25 protein-coding genes are annotated in these 25764 nt (G+C 68.4%); 15 read left to right on the top strand and 10 right to left on the bottom strand.

Going from position 1 to position 25764, the window contains the following annotated elements; genetic code table 11:
* Positions 1-3 precede the first annotated feature (3 nt).
* The 3 genes from ACTFO6_RS14055 to ACTFO6_RS14045 are packed head-to-tail and all read left to right on the top strand — an operon-like array spanning position 4 to position 5666.
* A complete protein-coding gene (locus ACTFO6_RS14055; protein WP_439935075.1) occupies positions 4-1785 on the top strand; it encodes an autotransporter assembly complex protein TamA in 1782 nt (593 codons plus the stop codon).
* Positions 1785-5423, top strand: coding sequence for a translocation/assembly module TamB domain-containing protein (locus ACTFO6_RS14050; protein ID WP_439935074.1), 3639 nt, complete (start codon positions 1785-1787; stop codon positions 5421-5423). Before ACTFO6_RS14055 ends, ACTFO6_RS14050 begins: the two co-directional genes overlap by 1 nt.
* A gap of 42 nt (positions 5424-5465) precedes the next feature.
* Positions 5466-5666 carry a DUF2905 domain-containing protein gene (locus ACTFO6_RS14045; protein WP_439935073.1) on the top strand — a complete coding sequence of 67 codons (201 nt, stop codon included), beginning with the start codon at positions 5466-5468 and terminating at the stop codon, positions 5664-5666.
* A 42-nt stretch (positions 5667-5708) separates the two neighbouring features.
* On the opposite strand, the gene ACTFO6_RS14040 is transcribed toward ACTFO6_RS14045, so the two are convergent.
* The 9 genes from ACTFO6_RS14040 to ACTFO6_RS14000 form a co-directional block, all read right to left on the bottom strand.
* Positions 5709-6833 carry a YbdK family carboxylate-amine ligase gene (locus ACTFO6_RS14040; protein ID WP_439935072.1) on the bottom strand — a complete coding sequence of 375 codons (1125 nt, stop codon included), beginning with the start codon at positions 6831-6833 and terminating at the stop codon, positions 5709-5711.
* A complete protein-coding gene (locus ACTFO6_RS14035) occupies positions 6833-8032 on the bottom strand; it encodes a cation:proton antiporter (RefSeq protein WP_439935071.1) in 1200 nt (399 codons plus the stop codon). The genes ACTFO6_RS14040 and ACTFO6_RS14035 overlap by 1 nt, the downstream gene beginning before the upstream one ends.
* Positions 8033-8191: 159 nt before the next feature.
* Positions 8192-8653, bottom strand: a complete 462-nt coding sequence (locus tag ACTFO6_RS14030; RefSeq protein WP_439935070.1) for a YbaN family protein — start codon at positions 8651-8653, stop codon at positions 8192-8194.
* Between the two features lie 31 nt (positions 8654-8684).
* Positions 8685-9113 (bottom strand): VOC family protein, encoded by a 429-nt coding sequence (locus ACTFO6_RS14025; RefSeq protein WP_439935069.1) that lies wholly within the window; start codon positions 9111-9113, stop codon positions 8685-8687.
* A gap of 75 nt (positions 9114-9188) precedes the next feature.
* Positions 9189-10196: a lipid A deacylase LpxR family protein gene (locus ACTFO6_RS14020; RefSeq protein ID WP_439935068.1), complete on the bottom strand. Its 1008-nt coding sequence runs from the start codon at positions 10194-10196 to the stop codon at positions 9189-9191.
* Between the two features lie 89 nt (positions 10197-10285).
* Complete coding sequence (locus ACTFO6_RS14015) at positions 10286-10840, bottom strand: SET domain-containing protein (RefSeq protein ID WP_439935067.1); 555 nt, start codon at positions 10838-10840, stop codon at positions 10286-10288.
* A gap of 168 nt (positions 10841-11008) precedes the next feature.
* Positions 11009-12409, bottom strand: coding sequence for an NAD(P)(+) transhydrogenase (Re/Si-specific) subunit beta (locus tag ACTFO6_RS14010; RefSeq protein ID WP_439935066.1), 1401 nt, complete (start codon positions 12407-12409; stop codon positions 11009-11011).
* Positions 12410-12493: 84 nt separating this feature from the next.
* Positions 12494-12808: a proton-translocating transhydrogenase family protein gene (locus tag ACTFO6_RS14005; RefSeq protein ID WP_439935065.1), complete on the bottom strand. Its 315-nt coding sequence runs from the start codon at positions 12806-12808 to the stop codon at positions 12494-12496.
* Between the two features lie 52 nt (positions 12809-12860).
* Complete coding sequence (locus ACTFO6_RS14000) at positions 12861-13991, bottom strand: Re/Si-specific NAD(P)(+) transhydrogenase subunit alpha (RefSeq protein WP_439935064.1); 1131 nt, start codon at positions 13989-13991, stop codon at positions 12861-12863.
* A gap of 277 nt (positions 13992-14268) precedes the next feature.
* Between ACTFO6_RS14000 and mutL the strand changes: the two genes are divergently transcribed.
* Together mutL and miaA are read left to right on the top strand one after the other, a co-directional pair.
* On the top strand, positions 14269-16044 hold the full coding sequence (gene mutL / locus ACTFO6_RS13995) for a DNA mismatch repair endonuclease MutL (RefSeq protein WP_439935063.1): 1776 nt from the start codon (positions 14269-14271) through the stop codon (positions 16042-16044).
* An 80-nt stretch (positions 16045-16124) separates the two neighbouring features.
* Positions 16125-17033 carry a tRNA (adenosine(37)-N6)-dimethylallyltransferase MiaA gene (miaA, locus tag ACTFO6_RS13990; protein ID WP_439935125.1) on the top strand — a complete coding sequence of 303 codons (909 nt, stop codon included), beginning with the start codon at positions 16125-16127 and terminating at the stop codon, positions 17031-17033.
* A 69-nt stretch (positions 17034-17102) separates the two neighbouring features.
* On the opposite strand, the gene xseA is transcribed toward miaA, so the two are convergent.
* Positions 17103-18452, bottom strand: coding sequence for an exodeoxyribonuclease VII large subunit (gene xseA, locus ACTFO6_RS13985; protein ID WP_439935062.1), 1350 nt, complete (start codon positions 18450-18452; stop codon positions 17103-17105).
* A 361-nt stretch (positions 18453-18813) separates the two neighbouring features.
* Here xseA and ACTFO6_RS13980 point away from each other — a divergent pair, with 361 nt between their 5' ends.
* The 10 genes from ACTFO6_RS13980 (at position 18814) to ACTFO6_RS13935 (ending at position 25738) form a co-directional block, all read left to right on the top strand.
* A complete protein-coding gene (locus tag ACTFO6_RS13980) occupies positions 18814-19422 on the top strand; it encodes a MotA/TolQ/ExbB proton channel family protein (RefSeq protein WP_439935061.1) in 609 nt (202 codons plus the stop codon).
* Positions 19419-19838 carry an ExbD/TolR family protein gene (locus ACTFO6_RS13975; RefSeq protein WP_439935060.1) on the top strand — a complete coding sequence of 140 codons (420 nt, stop codon included), beginning with the start codon at positions 19419-19421 and terminating at the stop codon, positions 19836-19838. Before ACTFO6_RS13980 ends, ACTFO6_RS13975 begins: the two co-directional genes overlap by 4 nt.
* Positions 19839-19885: 47 nt before the next feature.
* Positions 19886-21010 carry a hypothetical protein gene (locus ACTFO6_RS13970; protein WP_439935059.1) on the top strand — a complete coding sequence of 375 codons (1125 nt, stop codon included), beginning with the start codon at positions 19886-19888 and terminating at the stop codon, positions 21008-21010.
* A 53-nt stretch (positions 21011-21063) separates the two neighbouring features.
* A complete protein-coding gene (lpxK, locus tag ACTFO6_RS13965; protein WP_439935058.1) occupies positions 21064-22083 on the top strand; it encodes a tetraacyldisaccharide 4'-kinase in 1020 nt (339 codons plus the stop codon).
* A complete protein-coding gene (locus ACTFO6_RS13960; RefSeq protein ID WP_439935057.1) occupies positions 22064-22246 on the top strand; it encodes a Trm112 family protein in 183 nt (60 codons plus the stop codon). Before lpxK ends, ACTFO6_RS13960 begins: the two co-directional genes overlap by 20 nt.
* Before the next feature lie 28 nt (positions 22247-22274).
* Positions 22275-23075 (top strand): 3-deoxy-manno-octulosonate cytidylyltransferase, encoded by an 801-nt coding sequence (kdsB, locus tag ACTFO6_RS13955; RefSeq protein WP_439935056.1) that lies wholly within the window; start codon positions 22275-22277, stop codon positions 23073-23075.
* A 74-nt stretch (positions 23076-23149) separates the two neighbouring features.
* Entirely contained in the window at positions 23150-23803 is a 654-nt protein-coding gene (adk, locus tag ACTFO6_RS13950; protein ID WP_439935055.1) for an adenylate kinase, read from the top strand.
* Between the two features lie 28 nt (positions 23804-23831).
* Positions 23832-24230: a hypothetical protein gene (locus ACTFO6_RS13945; protein ID WP_439935054.1), complete on the top strand. Its 399-nt coding sequence runs from the start codon at positions 23832-23834 to the stop codon at positions 24228-24230.
* A gap of 23 nt (positions 24231-24253) precedes the next feature.
* Positions 24254-25516 carry a 6-phosphofructokinase gene (locus ACTFO6_RS13940; protein ID WP_439935053.1) on the top strand — a complete coding sequence of 421 codons (1263 nt, stop codon included), beginning with the start codon at positions 24254-24256 and terminating at the stop codon, positions 25514-25516.
* A complete protein-coding gene (locus ACTFO6_RS13935) occupies positions 25517-25738 on the top strand; it encodes a hypothetical protein (RefSeq protein ID WP_439935052.1) in 222 nt (73 codons plus the stop codon).
* Positions 25739-25764 lie beyond the last annotated feature (26 nt).

Below are 25764 nucleotides of genomic sequence, written 5' to 3'. Positions count from 1 at the left end.
GTCATGGCGACGCCCGCCTTCCGCACCCTGGTCCGCGCCGTCCTGCTCGGCTGCGCTTCGTTCGCTTCCATGATCGCGCTCATCCCGGCCCGAGCCCAGGCGCCCCAGCCCGAGTTTTCGGTGGAGATCGAGGCGCCACCGGAGATCAAGGCGCTGCTGGAGCGCCACCTGCGGATCCAGCAGCTCGCCGCCCAGCCGGACATGGGCCGGGGCCGCTTCCTCGCCCTGTACCGGGGCGCCGACGCCCAGATCCGGGAGCTGCTGGCGACGGAGGGCTACTTCTCCCCCCGCGTCGAAGCCGCCCTCGATCAGGCGCCTGACCGCTGGAGGGCCCGGTTTCGGGTCGACCCGGGGGAGCCTTCCCTCATCCGCTCCGTGGACGTCCGCTTCACCGGCCCCGTCACCGAGGACCGCTGGGATAACCTGAAGCGCCTGGCGGAGCTGCGGGAGCGCTGGCCCCTCAAGCCGGGATTGCGCTTCCAGCAGCGTCTGTGGGACAGGGGCAAGCAGGCGTTGCTTACCGGGCTCGCGAACGAGCGGTACGCGGCGGCGGAGATCGTGCAGAGCGAGGCCCGGGTGCATCCGGAGGAGCGCGCCGTCGACCTCACCGTGGTGGTGGACAGCGGCCCGCCCTTCACCTTTGGGCCCCTCCTGGTGGAGGGGCTTTCCCGTTACCCGGAGAGCCTGGTGCGGAACTTGAACCGCCTCGCCCCCGGCACGCCCTACAGCCAGAAGGGGCTCACCGACCTGCAGGAGGACCTGCTCGGCACCGGCTATTTCGCCTCGGTGCTGGTCACCGCCGACATCGACCGGGAGCGCCCGGAGCAGGCTCCCATCCGGGTCACCGTGGTGGAGCAGCCGTCCAAGAAGCTGCGGCTCGCCGCGGGGTTCAGCACCGACGTGGGGGCCAACGGGGAGATCTCCTACACCGACCGCAACGTCCTGGGCCGGGCCTGGAGCTGGACATCAGGGCTGAAGCTCGCCCAGAAGGAGCAGACGGCGGGCACGGAGCTGGCGCTTCCCCCGGCGCCCGATGGCTACCGCTATGCCGGAAGCCTGCAATGGCAGCGCACCGACATCCAGAACGAGGTGGCGAGCACCCTAGGCGCGTTCCTGCGCCGCTTCAAAACCGCCCGGGAAAAGGACTCGGAGCTCTCCCTGGGTCTGCTCTCCCAGAACAAGAAGATCAGCGGCATCCCGGCGGACAGCCTGGTGTCCCTGCCGCTGCAGTACAGTTGGACCCGGCGCAAAGTGGACGACCTGGTGGATCCCCGCGCCGGCTGGATTTTGAACTGGCAGGCGACGGGTGCCTCCAAGGCGCTCGTCTCAGACGAGGACTTCGCCCGGGGCTACGTCAAGGCGATGGGGTTCGTCCCGGTGGGCCGAAGCGACACCCTGGTGCTGCGGGGCGAAGCGGGCGCCGTCTACGCCCCCCAGCCGCGCAAGGTGCCGTCCCAGTACCTGTTCCGCGCCGGCGGCTCCAACTCCATCCGCGGCTACGCCTTCCAGAGCATCGGGGAGCAGGTGGGGGACGCGGTGACCGGCGCCCGGGTGCTGGGGGTAGTAAGCGGCGAATACGTCCACATGCTGACCGAGCGCTGGGGCGTCTCTGCCTTCATCGACGGGGGCGACGCCACCGACCGGTTCAAGAATTTCGACTTCAAGCTCGGCTACGGGGCCGGCGTGCGCTGGAAAAGCCCGGTGGGTCCCCTGGCCCTGGACCTGGCCTACGGGGAGGCCACCGAGGAATTCCGCATTCATTTCTTGGCGGGCTTCGTGTTCTGATGAAACGTCTACGCTGGGGTAGGGCGCTCTGGATCGGGGCGGCGCTGGTGGCGGCCGCGGCGGCCTTCGCCCTGTGGCTGGGAGGGCGGGAAGCCACCCTCGCCTGGATCGCCGGGCGCCTGAGCGCCGCGAGCGGCGGGGCGCTGGCCATCGAGGGGGCCAAGGGCTCCCTCTACGGCCCCATGGCGTTCGACCGGATCGTATACCGGGGCGCGGACCTCACGGTGAACGCCGAGCAGGTTTCCGTCCGCTGGACGCCCCTTGCCCTCGCGCGGTTCAAGCTCCAGGTGGAGGCGCTCTCGATCCGCACGCTGAAAGTCGCGGTCGTTCCGAAAGAAGCTCCCCCCTCTTTCCCCGGAAGTCTCACCCTTCCCCTGGCCGTGGCCCTCGAGCGCCTGGCGCTCGAGCGGATCGAGATCCAGCGGGGCGTCGAGACCCTGGTCGTGACCTCCGTCGCCGCCGGGGTCGCGAGCGACGGCAAGCGGCACCGGTGGCGGCTCATGGAGGCCTTCACCCCCTGGGCGCGGGTGAGCGGCGAAGGGCGCCTCGAAGGGACTGCGCCGTTCCGGCTGGAGGCCTCAGCGCGCTTGAGCGAGTTTCGCCTTCCCCATCTCATCGCGGCCACGGTCCAGGCCTCGGGCGATCTGCAGAGGCTCGCCCTGACCGTAACGCCCGAAGGCCCGTGGGAACAGGGGACCCTCGAGGCGACGGCAACGCCGTTCGAGGAGCGGCCGCTGCGCCGTCTGGCCGGAGAGTTCCAGGGACTGGACCTCTCCCGGCTTGGCCCTCCCTGGCCGACCACCCGGGCCGAGCTGCGCTTCACTCTGGAAGGGGCGGACGAAGGGCTCGAAGGCCCGGTGGAAGTGGTCAACCGCGCGCCGGGTCCCCTGGACCGCAACTGCCTTCCCCTCTCCCGGCTCGAAGGCCGCCTGGTGGTGCATGACAAAGGGATAAGCGCCCGGTTGCCCGTCATCGTCCTGGGGGGAGCCGGGGAAGGAAGCGGGGAAGGCCGCTGGGACGGGGAGCGGTTCGAGCTGCGCCTCACCACCCGGGGCGTGCGGCTCAACGCCCTGCACGGGAAGCTCCGCCCCTTGAAGCCCGCGGGGGAAGTGATCCTGGCCGGAACGCAAACCGCCCAGTCCTTCACCGCCCGGTTGCGGGAGGGCCCCTACGCCCTGGACCTGGAAGCCCGCCGCGAAGGGGACACGGTTCAAGTAGGCCGGGCGGTCCTGTCCCACGCCGGGGCCCGGCTGGAGGCCACGGGACGGCTGGAGCTTCAAGCGCCCAAGCGCTTCGCCGCCCGGGGGACGCTGCGGGACTTCGATCCGTCGGTGTTCGTGCAGGCGCCCCCCGCCCGTATCAACGCCGCCCTGGAGGCGAGCGGCCGGATCGACGCCCCATGGTCGGCGGCCGTCCGCTACCGCATCGCCCCGAGCAGCGCCTTCCGCGGTTCCGCCCTCGCCGGAGAGGGGGAGTTCCAGGTGGACGGGGAGCGCCTGGGGACCCCCCGCGCCTCCCTTGCCATCGGGCGGAACCGCCTCACCGCCCAGGGGACTTTCGGAAGCGGCCCGGACCGGCTGCGGCTCGACCTCGCCGCCCCCGCCCTGGCCCAGCTCGATCCCGCACTCGCCGGGTCCCTCTCGGCGCACGGATGGGTGGGCGGCAGCCCAAAAGCGCCGGCCTTCGCCCTTGAGATGAGCGCCCAAGCCTTGCGTGTAAGAGGCGATCTGGCGGTCGAACGGCTCGACATGCGCATGGATGCAAGCCGGGGGCTCGCCGAGCCGATGGCGGTGCGCGCTTCGGTGCAGGGGCTCGCTGCACAGGGGTGGACCCTTACCCAGGCAACCCTGAGCCTGTACGGCACCCAGCATGGCCACACCGCCGAGGTGCAGGTTCGAGGGCCTGGTATCGCGGGGGAAGCCCGATTGCAGGGAGCCCTCGAGCTGGATCCGGAACCGGCCTGGTCAGGGCGCCTGGTGGGCTTTCGCACCGCCGAGCCCTACTCTCTGGCCCTCGCTGCCCCCGTCTCCCTGGAACTTTCCCGGCGGCGCCTCGCCCTGGGGACGGGCCGACTGGAGCTGGCCGGCGGCGGCCGGGTGGATTTCGAGCCCCTGCTCGCTGATAGCGATCGGGTGCGATGGGCAGGCCGGGCCGAAGGGCTGCCGGTGGCGGCGCTCGCCCCCGAGCTGGGAAAGGAGGCGGGGCTCGAGGTGTCCCTGGTCCTGGGGGCCCGATGGACGATCGACGCCTCCGCCACCTTGAACGGCACGGTGGAGGTGTGGCGGGAGCGGGGCGATGTCCTGCTCCGGGGTGACCGCCCCCTGGCGCTGGGGCTGGAGCGCCTCGCCGTCGCAGCCCACGCCCGGGACAACGCCATCGAGGGGAGGCTGTCGGCGGCGGGCGCCCGCACCGGCCGCGTCGCGGGAACTTTCCGCACCGTAGCCCACCGGGAAGGCGGCCTGTGGCGCCTCGCGCCGGAGGCGCCTTTGGCCCTGGAGGTTCAGGTGGACATGCCCTCCCTAACCTGGGTCGGCCGGCTGCTCCGCGCCGGGGTGCGCCTGGACGGTTCCGTGCGCGGCGCCCTCACGGGGGACGGCACCTTGCGGGATCCTGGGTTGCGGGGGAGCCTGCGAGCGGAAAACCTGGCGGTGCGGCGGGAAGACCTGGGGCTCGCCTTCGAGCAGGGCGAGGCCGAGATGGAGTTCGACCAGGACGGGCTACGGCTGCGCCGCGCCGCGTTCCGGGCGGGGGAAGGCACCCTCGAGGCGAGGGGCAGCGGCCGCCTGGTGAACGGCGCGCCGGTTTTGGACCTGGACGTGGAGGCCCGCCGGGCCACCCTGATCCAGCGCCCCGACCAGGTGCTGGTGGCGAGTGGCAGCGGCAAGGTGAAGGGCGAAGGGGGCAAGATCTCGGTCACCGGGAAATTCCGGGCGGATCGGGGGCTGCTGGAGCTCGAGTCCTTCGAAACGCCCAGCCTGTCGGAGGACGTGGTGATCGTGGGCGCCCCGGTCCCGGAACAAGGCGCCCCCCTCGGGCTCGCCTTCGACTTGGAAATCGACCTGGGCGAAGCCTTCCGCATCCGCGGCGAAGGGCTGGAGGCGCGCCTCGCGGGGCGGTTTCGCGTGGTCTCCGACGACGCGGGCCCGGTCCAGGTCAAGGGCACGGTGCGGGTGGCCGAGGGCAACTACCGGGCCTACGGGCAACAGCTCACCATCGAGCGGGGAGTGCTGCTCTTCGACGGTCCCCTTGCCAATCCCACGCTCGACATCCTGGCGGTGCGCAAGAGTCCCACCGCCGAGGCCGGGGTCCTCATCACCGGCACGGCCCTCTCGCCCCGCTCCAGCCTCTATTCCAACCCGCCCGTTCCGGACAACCAGAAGCTCGCCTGGCTCATCCTCGGGCCCGGCACCGCCGCGGCCGACACCGACTTCGGCTTCAGCACTTTCCGCCAGGAACAACAAGAGATCACCCTGGGTACCCAGCTCACCTCCGCGGTCTACGTGAGCGTGGGGCGGACCCTGGAAGGCACGGGGAACGTGGCCCGGATCACCCTAGCGCTGTCCGAAAAATGGGCGGTCCAGGCGGTGACCGGCGCGGCCAACGGCGTCAACCTGGTCTATACCCTGTCCTTCGACTGACCGCCCTCTCCCCGAGAAACGGGGCCGCGCTAGAATGAACCCATGGCGCGCTGGCTCATCATCATCGGACTTGTCCTGGTCTTGATCGGGCTCGCCTGGCCCTGGCTGTCCAAGCTGGGGTTGGGCCGTTTGCCCGGCGACATCCACATCGAGCGAGAGGGCTTCTCGTTTTACTTCCCCATCACCACCAGCATCATCGTCTCCCTGGTGCTGACCCTGCTCTTCTGGATTTTCCGCCGTTGAGCAGCGGAAAATGTTTTTTCCTCTGTGCCTTGTGGTGAACTCTTAACCGCTTTCGCCGCGCCAGCGCCCGGTCTGGCGCCAGACCAGGTCCTGGAGGGAATGGCTCTCGGCGTAGGCTTCCCGCATCCAGCGGGCGTCGTTGCCCGTCCCCCGGACCCAGCCCAGCACTTCTTCCAGCGCCGCCTCGGCGCCCAGGTCCCGGGCGTGGGGCCGCAGCCGCTCGCAGGTGGCCGAGATGTCCTCCCTGAGGGTGCGGCGCGTCCCGCTTTCCGGATCCACCAGGTCCGCGTCGAGCCCGAAGCGGCAGGCGAGAAAGCGGTTGTAGGTATAGACCAGGTACATCTCCTCCCTGAGCCGGAAGGGACGCTCCTCGTGGAGAAAGCGGCACAGGGCCTGGGCGTAGGCGGCGAGGACCGCCGCTCGCTCCACCGTGAGGGGCGTGTCGCACACCCGGATCTCCAGGGTGCCGTAGCCGGGCGAAGGGCGCACGTCCCAGTAGAAATCCTTCATCGAACCCACGATGCCCGAGCCGGCCATCTTCTCGAAATACCCGTTGAATTCGCTCCAGCGGGTCAGGAACGGCGCCCGGCCGCTCAAAGGAAAAGCGAAGATGGCGTTCAACCGGGACGAGTCGAAGGCCGTGTCCACGCCCTGGTAATAGGGGGAGGCGGCCGACAGGGCGATGAAGTGGGGAATGAAGCGCGCGAGCCCGTGCATGAGCTCAAGCGCCTGGTCCCCGTCGCGGCAGCCCACGTGGATGTGCTGGCCGAAGACGGTGAACTGCTTGGCGAGGTAGCCGTACAGCTCCGACAGGTGGCGGAACCGGGGGCGGTCGCAGATCTGGCGCTCGCTCCAGCGCTGGAAGGGATGGGCGCCGCCGCCGGCCACCCCGATGTTGAGCCGGTCGGCCGCCTTGACCACGGCGTCGCGCATCGCCCGCAGCTCCTCGGCCAGCGTGTCGTAGCGGCTGTGAACCGAGGTGCTGATCTCGATCATGCTCTCGGTGATCTCGGGTTTCACGTCGCCGGGGTGCTTCCCCTTCTCCAGCAACGCGAGCAGATCGGACGCCCCACGAGTCAAATCCCAGTCCCGGGTGTTGACCAGTTGCAGCTCCAGCTCCACTCCGAAGCTGAGAAAAGTCGAGGGCTTGAACTCGAGGGATGCCATCACGCCCTCGCCTCTCCGGAGGCGCGCAGCGCGTAATGGGTGGCGAGGGGCCCCAGGACCTCCATGAGGGCCACCGCCACCATCACCACCGCGGTGGCTTCTCCGCTCAAGATGGGATAAGCGGACGAGGCTTCTTTGAGCAGGATCACCGCCATCAGGGACATGGGCGCCAGGGCCAAGGCGAGAAGCCCAGATTTTCGCACGCTCAGGGCCGAAAACGGGGCGAGCGCCAGCACTCCCGCCGCCTTGCCCAGGAACCGGACCGCCACCAGGGCCAACGCCGGCAGGGCCACCGCGCCCAAGTCCTTCAGCTCGATCGCCGCCCCGGTCAGGGCGAAGACGATGATGGTGGCGAGCAACCCCACGTCACCGAAGCGGATCGAGGCGAAGCGGCGGGCGCGGTCCAGGGTGCGGGTGAGCGCTCCGCAGGCCAGCAGGCTCAACACCACCGAGAGGTTGAGGCTGGTGGTCAGGGTAACGGCCAGGATCACCACCGCGATGGCCGCTCCTACCTGGGCGTCTTCCTGGCGGCCAAGGTAGCGCAGCAAGACGAGCAGCGCCCCCGCCGCCGCCAGGGCGATGGCGAGGGACCCGCCGATCAGGTACAGGGGATGCAGCACCATGACCGGCCAGCCGCTGCGCTCTTCCAGGTGCATGCCGGCGAGCAGCAGGGCCAGGGCCACGAAGGCATAGACGGCGTTCAAGGTGGTGAGCAGAAGCAGACGCTCGGTGACCTGGCCTTCGGCGCGCAATTCCCGCGTGATGGTCATGACCGCGAAGGGGGAGGTCCCCACCGCGATGGCGCCCGCGAGGGCGGCGATCAGAGGCCGGCTACCCAGGGCGGACAACACGCTGAACACCGCCAGGAAGGCGAGCACGCTCTCCAGCAGGCTGGTGGCCAGCAATCCCGGGTTGCGCCGCAGCCAGTTGAGGTCCACCCGCTGCCCCAGCTCGAACAGGATGAGGCCGATGGCGAGATCCAGCAGCAGGCGCAGTTCTCCCAGTGTGCCTGGATTCAGCAGCCCCGTGAGCTGAGGGCCGGCCACGATCCCCGCAGCCAGGTAGCCAAGCAGGCGCGGCAGGCGCAGCCAACGTCCGGCCGCCTCTCCCGCCGCCGCGGCGGCGATCAACACGACCGCGAACCACAGCAGACCGGAGGAGCGGATGGGCCACGACGGCAGAAAAAACCACTGGTCCATGCGCCCTTTCCCGATGGGACGGCTTCGCTTTTCGTCGAAAAGCGAAAAGCCAATGGGAATCCAGAAGGGCGGATTTTAACCCGGATATCTCACGAGAGATTCGGAATGATGGCGTGGAGACCCGCCTGGGCGCCGCGTCCCGTTTTGCTCGGAAACCGCTCAAGCCGTGTCGCCAGGCCGGTGGCCGCCGTCTTTCAAACCGCCGCCAGGGCGATCGCGGGAAGGAATGCGATAGAGATAAAGGGCCAGCGCCGCGCCGAAGACGGCCAGCAGCGCCCGGACGAGGGGATGGGAGACGAAGAAGACGATGGACACGCCCAAGGTGAGCAGCATGAGCGCGATGGCGTTCACCTTGGCGCGATGAGGGATGCTTCGATGACGTTGCCATTCCCGGATCAACGGGCCGAAGACGGGATTGCCCAACAGCCAACCGTGGAAGCGCTCCGAGGCCCGGGCGTAGCAGGCGGCGGCGAGCAGCAAGAAAGGGGTGGTGGGGAGCACCGGAAGGAACAATCCCAGGAAGCCCAGGCCCACGCACAGGGTTCCCGCCGCCAGTAGCAGGCCCCGCACCGTGGCGGAGCCGTGGAGCTGGGGTGCCGGTTTTTCCTGGTGCCGGATCACGGGGCGTGGCCCTGGGCGGGCCGGGCTGCCGCTACCTGGCGAAGAGCTGGGACAGGTCCTTGAACCCCTTGAACTCCAGCGCGTTTCCCGAGGGATCGTAAAAGAACATCGTCGCCTGCTCCCCCACCAGGTCCTTGAAACGGATGTAGGGCTCGATGGCGAAGCGCACGCCCTGGGCCCGCAACCGCTGCACCAGGGACTCCCACTGCTCCATGGTGAGCACGACGCCGAAGTGGGGAACGGGCACCCCGTGGCCGTCCACGGGATTGACGTGGGCGCGCACCCGGCCTTCCTTGCCGAGGCTCGGGTCCAGGTGGCACACCACCTGATGGCCGAAGAGGTCGAAGTCCACCCACGTCTCGTCGCTGCGGCCCTCGGGGCAGCCCAGCACGCCGCCATAGAAACGGCGGGCCTCGTCCAGATCGCGTACGGGAATGGCCAGGTGGAACGGGGTCAGCATGATGCGGGCTCCGGCAGACTCAGGATGACGACGGGACTTTTCATTATACGACGCCAGCGCCCCTCGGCCTGCGGGTCACAGGGGATAGGACAGGGCCAGCACGGCGTAAAGATGATGGTCGTGGGGCTGGGTTTCGAAATCCCGCGTCCGGTAGACCGCCAAGAGGCTCAACGAGAGCTCCCCGGTGCGCAGCCCCATTCCCGCCGCCAGGCCGGCAACGAAAGGCTTCTTGTCCACACGGCGGCTGTCCTTCCAGGTATTGCCGTCGAGGAAAACGTTCCTCGCCACGGCCTCGGCCCAAGGGGCCAGCACGCCGTACAGGGAATAGCCGGAAGCGGTGCGGCGGGCCGGACCCGCCACCGGGCCGCCGTTCAAGAAGGCCACTTCGCCGAAGTCCGGCGGCACGCGGTAGCCGAAGCGCAGCTCGAGCTGAAGTCCCCAGGCGGTCGAGACATTGCCCAGGTTCGCCCCCACCGCCGGCACCAGATTCCATCCCCAGCCGTCGCCCCACCCCCCGGCCCAGGCCCGCCAGCGGCGCTCCCAGTGCATGACCACGCCGGGCTCGTCGCCCAACTGGAAGTCCCAGCCCCGGCCCTTCTGGCTGCCGGTCAGGTCGTGCAGCCAGCTCTGGACGGCCTCCGCTCCTGAAGAAGGTCCCACCACGCCGAGGGCCAGGCGCCAGGCGTCGAGCCGCCGGCTGTCCCACCCGGTCACGCCCAGCCGGACGTAGGTCCAGCCGGCGTAGGGGCGATCGGAGCGAGGCGGATCGGTGGCGCTCAAGTCATCGGGGGTGTAGGCCTGCTGGCCCAGGGCCAAGGTCCAGTGGCGCCGGCTCTTCGGCCCACGAAGGGAGGAAAAACCCGGCAGCCATCCGGGCCAGGCGCCGTCACCGGGTCGCCCTTCGCCGGAAAACCAGACAAGCTCGATGCCACCCGTATACTGGCGGTCGGTGGCGAAGGGCCAGTCGTTTTCCACCTGAAGCATCACGGTGCCGGGTGCCGGACCGGGCGGGGCCTCGCCCCAAGCGGCCTGGACGAGCAGGAGCAGGAGCCCCCCCAGCGCTGCCGGGGGCGCCGGTTTCATGCCGCCGCCCCTGGGCCGCCCGTCCCTCCGGCCGGACCCACGAGCGGGGAAGCCGGGGGGCTGGGGACGGGGCTCTCCACCGGGTGCCCTCACCCGAGCGCGAGGAGCGAGCCCAGCCGGCGCAGCACGTGGGGTGCCAGGGCCCCCTGCCGGGCATAGTAGCGCAGGCGCTCGAGGGGCAAATCTTCCGCGCAGCCCACCTCGCCTCGGCAGCCGGCGGCGCCGCAACGGCACTGGAAACGCCAGCCCGGAAAGGCGGCGATGCCCGCGCGGGTGGTGGTGGTGGCGTAGTCGAAGCTCAGGTCCTCGCCGGGCGCGATATCGCGCATCGCCACGAGGAAGACCCGCCCGTCGGGCTCGAACCGGAGGCGGCAGTTGGGCTCGCAGCTATGGTTGACGTAGTCGTCCAGGTCCCCCGAGGCGAGGAACACCTCATCCTCTCCGATCTCCATCACGTGATCGGACGCCTCGCCCTGCCCTTCGGCGAAGCTCACCCGCCTGCCGTAGTGTTCGAGCAGCACTTCCCCGGCGGGATGGCCGGTGCGGCTGTAGAGGCTGCGCCCCATGACGTTTTCCCGGACCGCGATGCCGGGAAGGGGCGCCATCACCGAGAGGGGCGGATCGCCGGAGAGAAGGTTCAGCATGACGACATTCCCCGGAGCGGAAACTGGGCCGGTTGCCTGCGCGCGAGGCGTGGGCTGGGCGCAGTTCTAGCACATCGCTTGGATACTGGCAAACCCGGGGGCGCACCCTCCCAAAAAAAAAGGGCGCAGCCTCGCGGGCCGCGCCCCTTACGGGCTCTCCTCCTCCCCTCAATCGATCGCCTTCACCATGTCCTCGACCACCTTCTTGGCGTCGCCGAAGACCATCATGGTCTTGTCCATGTAAAAGAGCTCGTTGTCCAATCCAGCGTAGCCCGCCGCCATGGAGCGCTTGACCACGATCACCGTCCTTGCCTTGTCCACTTCCAGGATCGGCATGCCGTAGATGGGGCTACCCGGCTTGCGCGCGGCCGGGTTCACCACGTCGTTCGCCCCCAGCACCAGCACCACGTCGGTGTTGATGAATTCGCTGTTGATGTCCTCCATCTCGAACACGATGTCGTAGGGGATCTCGGCCTCCGCCAGCAGCACGTTCATGTGGCCCGGCATGCGACCCGCCACCGGGTGCACGGCAAAGCGCACGTTGACCCCCTTCCCCTGCAGCTTGTCCACCAGTTCTTTCACCGCGTGCTGGGCGCGGGCCACCGCCAGCCCGTAGCCCGGAACGATGATCACGTTCTCGGCGTTGGAGATGAGATAGGCGGCGTCCTCGGCGCTGCCCGAACGCACCGTCTTCTGCCCCGCCTCTTCCACCGCCGCGCCCTCGGCCGCGCCGAAGCCCCCCAGGATCACGCTGATGAAGGAGCGGTTCATGGCCTTGCACATGATGTAGGAGAGGATCGCGCCCGAGGAGCCCACCAGGGAGCCGGCGATGATCAGCATGGGGTTGTTCAGGGAGAAGCCGATGCCCGCCGCCGCCCAGCCCGAGTAGCTGTTCAACATCGAGATCACCACCGGCATGTCGGCCCCGCCGATGGGAATGATGATGAGAACGCCCAAGACGAAGGCGATGGCGGTCATGACGATGAACGGCAGCCAGTGGGTGTCGCTTCCGCCCAGGAAGAAGGCGGTGCCGAAGCCGATCATCGCGATCGCCAGCGCCAGGTTCAACAGGTGCTGGCCCTTGAACACCACGGGGGCGCTGGAGAAGAGCCGGAAATGCTTGCCCAGGCCCGCCAGCTTGCCGAAGGCGATCACCGAGCCGGAGAAGGTGATGGCGCCGACGAATGTGCCGATGAACAGCTCCAGCTTGTTGCCCTTGGGAAGGGGATCGGGAAGCCCGAAGGCGCTCGGGTTGTTGACCGCGGCGATGGCGATCAGCACCGCCGCAATCCCCACCAGGGAGTGCATGGCGGCCACCAGCTCCGGCATTTGGGTCATCTGCACCCGGCGGGCGATCACGGCACCGATCGTTCCGCCGATGGCGATCGCCAGGACGATCAGGGCCCAGTTGCGAGTGATGGCGAAGGTGGTGGCAATGGCGATCGCCATGCCGATGATACCAAACAGGTTACCACGCCGGGCCGTGACCGGCGAGGAGAGCCCTTTTAGCGCCAAGATAAACAGGACCGAGGCGATCAGGTAGGCTAGAGCGACTTGGTTGGCGGTCATTTTTTCTCCTTCGGAGCACTGGGGCCCTTGCCGCCAATGCTCGTGGTTGCGACGGAAAAGCGCATTGTGTTCTTCACTTCCTCGTTATTCCTTGCCTTTGCCGCTTTTGGACTTTTTCTTAAACATTTCTAGCATGCGCTGGGTGACCAGGAAGCCGCCGAAGACGTTGATCGACACGAGCAACACAGCGATGAAACCGACTACGCTCTCGAACCCGAAGCCGCCCACCCCCGCCGCCAGGATCGCGCCGACGATGATGATGGAGGAGATGGCGTTGGTCACCGACAAGAGGGGGGTATGCAGCGCCGGCGTCACGTTCCAGATGACGTGGTAGCCGACGAAAACGGCTAGCACGAAGATGGTGAGGTTGACGACGATGGGGTCAATCGCTCCGGTCATGGGTGCTCCTTGGAATCATGCTCGTGGCATCGAGCGCTAACGCGGGTGCGCTTCAGCTCTTTTTCACTAGTTCTCCGCCGGTACACACCAAGGCGCCGGCGATGATTTCGTCTTCCCGGTCGAGCTTCAGCTCCCCGGTCTTGGAGTCGAGCAGCAGGTTGAGGAAGTTCAGAAGGTTGCGGGCGTACAAGGCGCTCGCGTCCGCGGCTACCAGGGCCGGCAGGTTGGCGATGCCGACGATCTTCACCCCGTGCTTGACCACGATCTTGTCGAGCTCGGAGCCTTCCACGTTGCCCCCCTGCTCGATCGCCAGGTCCACAATCACGGATCCCGGCTTCATGCCTTTTACCGTTTCTTCCTTGATCAGTTTGGGTGCGGGACGGCCCGGGATGAGGGCTGTGGTGATGACGATATCAGCAGCCTTAGCCCGTTCGTGCACCAGCTCCGCCTGACGGCGCATCCAGTCGGGGGGCATGGGCCGAGCATAACCGCCTACGCCCTCCGCGATCTCGCGCTCTTCCTTGGTGAGGTAGGGCACGTCGAGGAACTTCGCCCCCAGGGATTCCACCTGCTCCTTCACCGCCGGGCGCACGTCGGAAGCCTCGATCACCGCCCCGAGGCGCTTCGCCGTGGCGATCGCCTGCAGGCCCGCAACGCCCGCACCGAGCACCAAGACCCGCGCAGCCTTCACCGTGCCGGCGGCCGTCATGAGCATGGGCATGAAACGCTGGTATTCGTTGGCGGCAATGATCACCGCCTTGTAGCCGGCGATGTTGGCCTGGGAGGAGAGCACGTCCATCGCCTGGGCCCTGGAAATGCGCGGCAGCCACTCCATGGCGAAAGCGGTGACACCGTGACGGGCGTAGGCCTCCATCATTGCGCTGTCGTAGGGATTGAGCAGGCCAATCAGGATTGCACCCTTTTTCAAATGGGCCAACTCCCCAGCCGAAGGGCCGCGCACCTTGAGCACGATGTCGGCGTTGGCGTACAGCTCTTCGGCACTCGGCACCATGGTGGCCCCGGCCGCCTCGAACTCCGCGTCGGGAATGCTGGCTTTGACGCCCGCCGAGGCCTGCACCAGGACCCGGTGACGTCCGCCCGCCACGAGCTTTTTCACCGTCTCCGGAGTGGCGGCCACGCGGGTTTCGCCCGCGCGCGTTTCCGCAGGGACTCCGATTTGCATGCGTGTTCTCCTTCTTCTCGGACGAGGGACCGGCAGGCGAAAGCGGGCCTAGCCGTGCCCGCTCGCTTCTTATTCGCAGGAACACCCCTTTTTCCCCGCCGAGAGGCCTTGGGAGGCGAAAGCCGCGAAACGCCGGACGGTCATCGAATTCAATTCTTGTGCTGCCTCGCCTCTGCGGCCGGGCGAGGCCCAATCCTAATCGCTTCGCCGGGACGGCGCAATAACGGCGGTCAAGGGCAACCGCTATAATGGTGCATGCTCCCGAAACGACTTCCCCATGCCTTCTATTCGGGTTCTTCCTGAGCTGGTGGTGAGCCAGATCGCGGCGGGAGAGGTGGTGGAACGGCCTGCCTCCGCCTTGAAGGAGCTGCTGGAGAACAGCCTGGACGCGGGCAGCCGCTCGGTGAGCGTGGAGCTCGCCCAGGGCGGCCAGAAGCTGATCGTCGTCACCGACGACGGCTGCGGCATCCCGGGGAAGGAGCTGCCCCTGGCGCTGGCCCGCCATGCCACCAGCAAGATCGCCAGCCTGGAGGACCTGGCCCGTGTCGAGAGCCTAGGCTTCCGCGGCGAAGCGCTGGCGGCAATCGGTGCGGTGGCGCGCCTGCGGCTCGCAAGCCGGCACCCCTCGGAGCCCCACGGCTGGGCGATCCGCTGCGACGGGGGCAGCATCGGCCACCGGGAGCCCGCAGCCCTCGCCCAGGGCACCCGGGTGGAGGTACGCGATCTCTATTTCAACACGCCGGCCCGGCGCAAATTCCTGAAGAGCGAGGCGACCGAGTACGCCCATTGCGAGGAGACCTTCGTTCGCATCGCCCTCTCCCGGCCGGATCTGCGCCTCACCCTCCAGCACAACGGCCGGCTGCGTTGGTCCCTCGCTCCCGCCGATGCGGCCGCGCGCATCGGAGAGCTCATGGGGGAAGCGCTCTCGGCCGCCCCGATCGCCGTGGACGAGGGTGCCCCGGGGCTCAAGCTCTTCGGGCTCGCGGCCCGCCCGGCCCAGGCCCGCGGCCAGCGGGACGCCCAGTATCTTTTCGTCAACGGCCGCTTCGTGCGCGACAAGCTCCTCGCCCACGCGGTGCGGGAAGCGTACCGAGACGTGTTGCACCACGAGCGGCATCCGGCCTACGTCCTGTTCCTGGAGCTGGACCCCGAGGCGGTGGACGTGAACGTGCACCCGACCAAGAGCGAAGTGCGCTACCGGGAGCCCGGCGCCGTGCACCGGTTCGTTTTCCATGCCCTCCACAAGGCCCTGGCCGGGTCCCGGGCCGGCGCCCCGGCCGCCCAGCCGCCCGGGAGTCCCCGCCGGGAAACGGCGCCTGCGCCGTGGCCTAGGCGGAAGGCGGGCCCTGGGCCATCGCTGCGCCAGATGGCGGTCCCCTTGTCCGCCGCCCAGCCTGTCGCCGCCTACCAGGCCCAATTCGCCCAGGCCCTGGCCGAGGCGCCGGTGGCTGCCGAGGCCTCCTCCGAGATCCCGCCCCTGGGATTCGCCCTGGCCCAATTGGGCGGCGTCTACATCCTGGCCCAGAACGCCCACGGCCTGGTAGTGGTGGACATGCATGCCGCCCACGAGCGCATCGTCTATGAAGCGCTAAAAAGCGCCCTGGACGAGGCCACACCTGCGTCCCAGCCCCTGCTCATTCCCCTGACCTTGTCCGCCAGTGTCCACGACGTGGAAACGGTCGAGCGCAACCAGGCCCTGATCGGAAGCCTGGGCTTCGACATCGCGCCCCTTTCGCCCACCACCCTGGCGGTGCGAGCGGTCCCCCCGGCGCTCCAGGAGGCCGATGCCACGGGTCTAGTCCGGGACTTGATTCAGGAGCTGCAGGAATACGGCGCCGCCACGGTCGCCACCGCCCACCGCAACGAGCTCCTCGCCCGGCTCGCCTGCCACGGAGCAGTGCGGGCCAACCGGCGCCTCACCCTGGCCGAGATGAACGCCCTGTTGCGCCAGATGGAGGCGACGGAGCGTTCCGGCCAGTGCAACCACGGGCGGCCCACATGGTTGCAGTTGAGCCTCCAGGACTTGGACCGCCTGTTCATGCGGGGCAGGTGAAGGTGGAGAGGGAAGCTCCGGGGCTCTCCGGTCAAAACTCCCGCGAGCGCAGGGCGCCCGATCCCCCCGCCATCTTCCTGATGGGGCCCACCGCCACGGGCAAGACCCGGGTGGCGGTGGCGCTGGCCCGGGAGCTTCCGGTGGAGATCGTGAGCGTGGACTCGTCGCTCGTCTACCGCCACATGAACATCGGCACCGCCAAGCCGGACGCGGAGACCCTCAAGTCGGCGCCCCATCATCTGATCGACCTGGTGGAACCCGACGAAGCCTATTCGGCGGGGCGCTTCCGGGACGATGCCCTCGCGGTGATGCGGGAGATCACCGAGCGGGGCCGCATCCCGCTCCTCGTGGGCGGGACCATGCTCTACTTCAAGGCACTGCGAGAAGGCCTCGCCGAGCTGCCCAAGGCGGACCCGGCGCTGCGGCTGGTGATCGACGGCATGGCTGCCGAGCAGGGCTGGCCAGCGCTGCATCGGATCCTCGCCCGCGTCGACCCGGAGACCGCGGCCCGGCTCTCTCCCAACGACGCCCAGCGCATCCAGCGGGCTTTAGAGGTGTACTTCCTGACCGACCGGCCCTTGTCGGCCCTACTCAAGAAACCCAAGTACGTGTACTTCCCCTATCGGGCTATTCCCTTGGCCCTGGTACCCGGCGACCGGGAGCGACTCGCCCAGCGTATCGCCCAGCGTTTCGAGGACATGCTGGAGCTAGGCTTAATCGGAGAAGTGCGCTGGCTGCGACGCCATTACGCCCTGGACCTCTCCATGCCCTCTATGCGCTGTGTCGGCTACCGGCAGGTATGGAAGTACCTGGAGGGCGAGTACACGCTGGAAGTCATGCGGGAGCGGGCCGTGGCGGCGACACGCCAACTCGCCAAGCGGCAGCTCACCTGGCTGCGGGCGATGAAGGACGTGACCGAATTCGACTGCTTCGCAGAGTTGGTTGCCGAGGAGGTGTTGGCCTACCTGCGGGCAGCCCTCGCGGGCTGAGACCTGGGGCAGCGAAGGAAAGCAACGCCAAAGCGCACTCATTGTCCCCTTGAGCCACCCTGACTTCCTCTACTCGCCGTCGCCCTTCTCGTGCACCCCGGCCCGGGCCCAGCCCCGGGCGAAAATGAGCTCTAAGAGATCCCCCGAGACCACCTGGGTCGCCGAGCGCACGATGCTGCCGTCCATGGTCCGGACGATGCTGTAACCCCGCTCGAGCACGTGCTGAGGGTTCAGGTGGGCGAGGTGGGCCTCGAGCCGGGAAAGCTCCCGTTCGGCGTAGGAGAGCCTGCGGGCCATCGCCCGGGCCAGCCGCTCCGCCCCCCTGCGCCGGGCTTCGAGCAGCGCCTCGACGTCCGGACGCGACCGCCGGAGACGCTCCGCCAGGTACGCGGTTCGCGTCGTCTCCTGGGCGAGCCGGCGGCGCGCCGCGGCCGCGAGCCGCCGCTGGAGGTCCGCCAGCCGCAGCGATTGGGCTTGGAGGCGCTCGCCGGGATGGATGAGCCGTCGTGCTAGGGAGTCCAGTTGTTGCATGCGCGCTTCGTGCCGCCGTTCATAGCCCCGACGCAGGCGCCGCGCCAGGCTCTCCAAGCGGGCCAGCAGGTCGACGCGGCTGGGGCTCGCGAGCTCCGCCGCGGCGGTGGGGGTCGGCGCGCGCCGGTCGGCGACGAAATCGGCGATGGTGAAATCGGTCTCGTGGCCCACGCCGCTCACCACCGGGATGGGACAGGCGGCGATCGCCCGGGCGACCACCTCCTCGTTGAATGCCCACAGGTCCTCCAGGCTCCCTCCGCCCCGGCACAGGATGAGGACGTCGCACTCCGCCCGCTCGCCCGCGAGGCGAAGAGCCGCGGCGATCTGCTGGGCGGCGCCTTCCCCCTGCACCTGGGTCGGATAGATGACCACTGGCAAGGTCGGCAAGCGCCGGCGCAGGGTGGCGAGCACGTCCCGCAGCGCCGCCGCCTGGGCAGACGTGACAATTCCTACCTGGCGCGGGAAGAGGGGAAGGGGCCGCTTACGCTCGGGGGCGAACAAGCCTTCCTGCGCAAGCTTCGCCTTCAGGCGCTCGAAGGCTTCGTACAGGGCTCCCAGCCCCGCCCGGCGCATGGTCTCCACGTTGAGCTGGAACTCCCCCCGGACCTCGAACAGCGTCACCAGGGCCCGCACCTCCACCAGGGCGCCGTCCGCCGGCTCCCAGTCCAGGTATTGATTGCGGTTGCGGAACATGACGCAACGCACCTGGGCTTCCCGGTCCTTCAGGGCGAAGTACCAGTGGCCCGACGCGTAGCGCTTCAGGTTGGAAATCTCCCCCCGGACCCACAGCAAGGGGTACGCCTGTTCTAGGAGGACGCGGGTCGCCCGGTTGAGCTCGGTGACGGTGAGCACCCGGGCGGGGTCGATGGTGGGGGCGCCGAAATCCACTTGACAAACCTTTTAATCCACATTCTTCCCGTCAGGGCGGGCTTCTGCGTCCAGGCCGCGGGCCATTCCCTCCGGAAGCCGCGTTCGATGGACTAACTCATTGAAAGGTAATGGCAAATTTGAGCGTTCAAAAATTAATCGCGGCAGAAAAATTCGTGTAACGAACGCGACTTAGCCCGCATTTTTACAGACTGCCCACAAAGTTATCCACAAAGGTTGTGGACAATGATCGAGGCCGAAATCGGCGGTGGCGGCGGCGCTTTTAGCGCGTAAGGCCTTGAGCCGTCGTGTGGCTTGCTCCGCCCGGTGCTTGCGGATAGAGTTACCACATTTTTTTCCGTTCGGGCTTGGGAGTACGGATTTGTTCGCCCTCATCGAAGCGGCCGGCTGGCCGATCTGGTTTCTCATCGTCGCCTCTGTTGTCGCCGTCGCCATCATCGGCGAGCGTCTTTGGTCCCTGCGCCAGAGCCAGGTGGTGCCGAAAGATCTCCTCCATCGGGTGGTGCAGGAGTACCGCAAGAACGGCGTCAGCGAGGAGCTGATCGCCCGCCTCAACCGGGGCCCGGTGTTGGGGCGCGTCTTCGCCGCGGGCCTGAAGAACATCCGAAGCTCCCGGGAAATCATCAAGGACTCCATCGAGGAGGCGGGCCGCGCCGCCACCCAGGAGCTGGACCGCTTTCTCACCATGCTGGGGAGCATCGCCGCGGTGGCACCGCTCCTCGGCCTGTTCGGCACGGTGGTAGGGATGATCGAGATCTTCGGCTCCCAGACCCCCACGGGCAGCAACCCGATCCAGCTCGGCCACGGCATCTCCATCGCCCTGTACAACACCGCCTTCGGCATCCTGGTGGCCGTGCCCAGCATTCTCTTCTACCGCTACTTCCGGGCCAAGGTGGACGCGATGGTGGTGGAAATGGAGCTCCAGGCGATCAAGCTGGTGGAAGTCCTGCTGGGCGAGCGCAAGGCATGAACTTCCAGCGCGGGCGACAGAAGGACGAGCCGCGGATCGACTTCGTTCCGCTGATCGACGTGCTGCTGGTGATCCTGATCTTCCTCATGGTCACCACCACCTACAACCGGTTCTCCGAGTTGCAGATCAACCTGCCCGAGGCGGGCGCGGAGAAACAGCCCGAGCGCCCCAACGAGATCACGGTCGCCGTCGATCCCGCCGGGCAGTACGCGGTCAACAACCAGCCGGTGCGCTTTACTGGGCTCGAGGTGCTGGTGGAGAGCCTGCGCCGTGCCGCGGCCGGCGCCGCCGAGCCGGTGATCGTGATCGCCGCCGACGCCAAGGCTTCCCACCAGTCCGTGGTGAACGTGATGGAGGCGGCGCGCGTCGCCGGCTACCACCGGATCACGTTCACCACCCAGGCGCGGGAGCGGTAAAAGAGGAACCCGCGGAGCCAAGGCGGCGCGACCCGCCCCAACGGACCGTGCCCTGGGATCCCTACGGTTCCTCCCTTCCGGCGCTGCTGCTGGCCGACCTTGAGGACCGGTGCACCGGCCGGTCCCACCGGGCGAACGCCCGCTGGGGTTTCCTGCGCCCGCCGTCCGAGGGCAAGACGGTCTGGGTCGTGGCTGGGAGCCATCCTCGCAGCGTGCGCCTCGGGGCGGAGCTCGTCCGCGCCATCCGGCAAAAGCGCCTGGACGTGCGGCTGGTTTTCACTTTCGAGCAGGAGTATCCCCAGGTCCTCGCGCCGCTCGCCGGCAATCCCCGCACCGGCTGGGGATTCGGCCCCTGCGACCATCCCCTCGCCGTGGGCCGGGCGCTTACGCGGCTCGAACCCATGGGTATCGTGTTCGCGGGCGTGGCCCCCCGGCCCCACCTGGCCCAGGCCACCGCCTGCCTTTCCCACCGGCTGCTGGTGGCCGCGGGCCGCAGCCCGGGGATGGATTTCGAGCAGGTCTATCCCTCCACCGAGGAAGAAGCCGCTTCCGCGGGAAGCGGGGCCGCGCCGGCCGCGAATCTCCTCACCCTGGTCATGCCGTCCCAAGTGGATCCCAGCTTCGCCGCCCTGGTGAACGGTCCCTCCAGCCGCTCCCTGTGGTGGTGGCACGGGGTCGATCCCCAGGCGCTGGAGGGTTTCCTCGCCCCCTTCCGGGCGGTCTTTCCCCGGGATCCCCTCTTCGTCACCGGCTTCACGCCTCGGCAAGCGCCGAAACTGAAGCTCATGCCCATCAGCGGCTGGGAGAGGACGCCCTTGCCCGACGGTGCCCTCGTCGCCGTCGACGATCCGGCCTGGCTTCCGGCGGTGGCTTCCGCCTGCGTCGCGGTCCATTTCGACGCCCGGGACGACGAGCATCTGTGGCAGGCGTTGGGCGGCGGGGCGGCGGCGAGCCGCCGCCCCGGCATTCCCCTGCCCAAGGCCGCCCTGGCGTCCACCGTCATGGAGTCGGCCAATCCCGCCGACGTCGTCCAGGCGTGGCGGACCTGGCAGCAGGAGCCGCTCCTCAAGCGGGAGCTGAGGGACCGGGCGCGCCAGGCTTTCTGGGCCGAGCGGCGCCTGGCGGGAAGCGTGCGGAACGAGTTGCTGGAGCGGGTTTTCAACTGGGATTGACCCCGGCGCTGGCTCTTCGTCAAACTGAGCCCGGACATCCGGGCTTCCCCCCCATGAACTCCACGGTGCGCTGGATCGAGCGCCACTGGCGCCGGACCCCCTGGCTCGCGGCCCCGCTTGTCCCCTTGAGCTTGCTCTTCGGGGCGGCGGCCGCCGCCCGCCGCGCCCTGTATCGGGCAGGGATCTTCAAGACCGAACGGCTTCCGGTGCCGGTCATCGTGGTGGGCAACCTCACGGTGGGAGGCACCGGCAAAACCCCGTTCGTCATCTGGCTCGTCCAGCGGCTGCGCGGCCTGGGATGGCGGCCGGGGATCGTGAGCCGGGGCTACGGCGCCACGGTGGCGGGCCCCGCCCCGGTGGAGGCCGCCTCCGACCCGGCCCGCTTCGGCGACGAGCCCGTGCTCCTCGCCCGCCGCACCGGCTGTCCGGTGTGGATCGGACGCGACCGGGTAGGCGCGGCCCGGGCGCTCCTTGCGGAGCGGCCCGAGTGCGACGTGATCGTCTCCGACGACGGCCTGCAGCACTACCGCCTCGCCCGGGACGTGGAGATCGCAGTGGTGGACGGCGACCAGGGATTTGGCAACGGCTGGCTCCTTCCGGCGGGCCCGTTGCGGGAGGACCCGTCCCGGCTCGACCGGGTGGACCTGGTGATCGTGCACGGGAACGCCCCCCGCGCCTTCGCGCCGGGGCGGGAGTACCGCATGCGGCTCGAGGGCCGGCAGTTCTACAACCTGCTCAATCCCCGCTTTGTGGTTCCGCCGGGCCACTTCCAGGGCAAGCGCACCCACGCGGTGGCGGGCATCGGCAATCCCCGCCGCTTCTTCGACGCCCTTAAGGCCCTCGGGATCTCCGGCACGGCCCACGCCTTTCCCGATCACCACCGCTTCCGCGCCGAAGAGCTGCGCTTCGCCGGCGCGGAAGCCATCCTCATGACCGAGAAGGATGCGATAAAATGCGAAGCCTTCGCCGACGAGACGCATTGGGTGCTCGCCGTTACCGCAGTGGTCGATCCGGACCCGCTGCCCGCCCTGCTCGCCAAGATCGGATACCCCCATGGATCCCAAGCTGCTTGACATTCTCGTGTGCCCCCTGTGCAAAGGCCCCCTGGTCTACAAAAAGGCCGAGCAGGAGCTAATCTGCAAGGCGGACCGCCTCGCCTACCCCATCCGGGACGGCATTCCGGTGATGCTGGAAGAGGAAGCCCGCAAGCTCCCTCCGGAGGAAGAGGTCGCCTGAGGCGCTCGAGCCGGTGCCCCGCGCTTCCATGACGCCCGAACCCTTTACCGTGGTGATCCCGGCGCGCTACGCCTCCACGCGGCTACCGGGCAAACCCCTCGCCGACATCGGCGGCCGTCCCATGGTGGTGCGAGTGGCCGAGCGGGCGCGGGAGAGCGGCGCCCGGGCGGTGGTAATCGCCACCGACCATCCGGACGTGGCCGAGGCGGCGCGCCGCCACGGGTTCGACGCCTGCATGACCCGCGCCGAGCACGCCACCGGCACCGATCGCATCGCCGAAGTGGTGAAGGCGCGGGGGTTCCCCCCCGAAGCGGTGGTGGTGAACGTGCAGGGCGACGAGCCGTTCATCGATCCCGAGCTGATCCGGGAAGCGGCCCGGCATCTCCACGGGAGGAGGGAGGCCGCCATCGCCACCGCCTGCCACCCGATCCGGGAGCTGGAGAGCTTCTTGAGCCCCAGCGTGGTCAAGGTGGTGCTGGACGCCCAGGGCTGCGCCCTGTATTTCAGCCGCGCCCCCATCCCCTATCCCCGGGACGCCTTCACCGCGGGCGCCAAAGCGCTTCCCGCGGGGCTGCCGGCCTACCGCCATATCGGCATCTATGCCTACCGGGCCGGCTTTCTCGCCGCCTACGCCGGGCTGCCCAAAAGCGAAGCGGAGGTCTTCGAGTCCTTGGAGCAGTTGCGAGCCCTGGCCCACGGCTACCGGATCGCCGTCTGGGTGACGGAGCGCAGCGCGCCGGCCGGCGTGGACACGCCCGAGGATCTGGAACGGGCGCGGCGCAGGGCGGCGGATCCGGAGCCGGAGCCTTATAGATCCCATCACAATTAGCGATCCGCGGGCGTCATGGACGTTCTATCATTCGCGGGGACGACATCGTGGCGAGCGGCCAAGGAGGAAGCGCCATGCGACTGATCCTGCTGGGCCCCCCGGGGGCGGGCAAAGGTACCCAGGCGGCCTTCATCACCGAGCGTTATGGCATACCCCAAGTCTCGACGGGGGACATGCTGCGGGCGGCGGTGAAGGCCGGCACGCCCCTGGGCAAGCTCGCCAAGGAAAAGATGGAGGCGGGAGCGCTGGTGCCCGACGATCTCATCATCCAGCTCGTGAAGGAGCGCATCCGCGAGCCCGATTGCGCCAACGGCTTCCTGTTTGACGGTTTTCCCCGCACCCTTCCCCAGGCCCAAGCCATGCGGGACGAGGGCGTCAAGATCGATTACGTGCTGGTGCTGGAGGTGCCCGACGAGGAAATCATCACCCGCATGGCGGGCCGCCGGGTGCACCTCCCCTCCGGGCGGACCTACCACGTGAAGTTCAACCCGCCCCGGGTGCCGGACCGGGACGACCTGACGGGGGAGACCCTGGTCCAGCGGGAAGACGACCGGGAGGAGACGGTGCGGGAACGGCTGCGGGTCTATCACGCCCAGACCAAGCCTCTGGTGGATTACTATTTCCGCTGGGCGGCCGAAGGCGACCCCAGCGCCCCCAAGGTGGCGAAGGTGGCCGGCACCGGCAACGTGGAGGAGATCCGCGACCGCATCTTCGCCGCGCTAAGCTGACGCCAGGCCGTCTCGGAGGAAACGGTCCATGCCCGCCATCCCCGAATTCAGCGACGCCGAGCTATGGGTGGTGGAGTCCGCCCTCAAGGAGCGCTACGGCCGGGAGGTGCCCGTCGAAGTGGCGACGAGCGAGATCCAGCTCGATCCCTCATCGTCCGAGCTCATGGCTTGCCCCACCCTGCATTGGACCCAGGACGGGGTGGGCTTCGTCATCAACAAGATCGCCGAGGGCCGCTACCGGGCCCAGTTCTACTATTCCGTCCACGACCAGTACGGAACCGACCGGGAAGCCTTCGACGATCTGGGCGAATGCCTGGGGGTGCTCCTCAAGCTGCAAGCCGACACCGCCAAGGACCGGGCCGGCGCCGCCTCCGGGGCAGACGGGAGCAGCCTGGGCAGCCCCTTCACCCAGTTCATCGACTTCTAGAGCGAAGAAAGGGAGGCAACTGGATGGCCAAGTTGAACGCGTTCTACGCCCAGTCCGGGGGGGTCACCGCGGTGATCAACACCTCGGCCTGCGCCGTCATCGAGACTGCCCGCAAGCACAAGGACAAGATCGGCAAGGTGTACGCGGGCCGCGACGGCATCCTCGGCGCGCTCACCGAGGACCTGATCGACACCAGCAAGGAGCCGGCGGCCAACATCGCCGGGCTGCGCTACACGCCCGGCGGCGCCTTCGGCTCGTGCCGCTACAAGCTGAAGAGCCTGGAAGAGAGCCGGGCCCAGTACGAGCGGCTCATCGAGGTGTTCAAGGCCCACAACATCGGCTACTTTTTCTATAACGGCGGCGGCGACTCGGCGGACACCTGCCTGAAGGTGTCCCAGCTCTCCGAGCAGATGGGCTACCCCATCGTATGCGTGCACGTGCCCAAGACGGTGGACAACGATCTGCCCGTCACCGACTGCTGCCCGGGCTTCGGCTCGGTGGCGAAGTATGTGGCCACTTCCATTCGCGAAGCCGGCTACGATGTGGCCTCCATGGCCAAGACCTCCACCCGGGTGTTCGTGCTGGAAGTGATGGGCCGCCACGCCGGATGGATCACCGCCGCCTGCGGGCTCGCCTCGGAGAAGGAAGGCGAGCCACCCCACATTCTGCTCTTTCCCGAGGTCGCCTTCGATGAGGATAAGTTCCTTGGGCGCGTGGAGGAGACCATCAAGCGCCACGGCTACTGCGTGATCGGCGTCTCCGAGGGCCTGCGTAACAAAGACGGCCAGTTCCTGTCCGAGTCCGGCATGCGCGACGCCTTCGGGCATGCCCAGCTCGGCGGCGTTGCGCCCATCATCGCCAACCTGGTGCGCGAGCGGCTCAAGCTCAAGTACCACTGGGCCGTGGCCGACTATCTGCAGCGCGCCGCGCGCCATATCGCCTCCAAGACCGACGTGGCCCAGGCCTATGCCGTCGGGAAAGCCGCGGTGGAGCTCGCCCTCAAGGGCAGGAACGCGGTCATGCCCACCATCGTGCGTAAGTCCAACCGGCCTTACAAGTGGTCGATCGGCGTGGCCGACCTCAAGGACGTGGCCAACCGGGAGAAAATGATGCCCCGGGACTACATCACCGAGGACGGCTTCCACATCACGGCGAAGTGCCGCGCGTATCTCCAGCCCCTGATCCTGGGCGAGGACTATCCTCCGTACAAGAACGGGCTGCCGGTGTACACCCGGCTCAAGAACGTGGCGGTGCCGAAGAAGCTCAAGACGGAGTTCAAGGTCTGAATGACGCTGGAAAAAGCACGGCAACTGCTCAAGGTCCAGGCCGACTTCGGCGGCTTCTACAACGCCAACGCCGCCAAACTGATCCTGTCCGAGGTCCAGCGCGAGCACGGCCAGGTAGCGGTGGACGCCCTGATCCGGGAGCTCAGGCTGGAGGAGATTTTCGGGTGGGAACCCGGAACGAGGTTCGAAGGAGCCTTGGCGGTCCCGAACAAGCGGAGGTGAGCTAGGAGCGCCGATCCGGGTTCCTC

The sequence above is a fragment of the Pelomicrobium sp. G1 genome, assembly GCF_051905455.1.
Taxonomy (GTDB): Bacteria; Pseudomonadota; Gammaproteobacteria; order Burkholderiales; family UBA6910; genus Pelomicrobium.
This window is presented reverse-complemented; position numbering and strand designations above follow the sequence as displayed.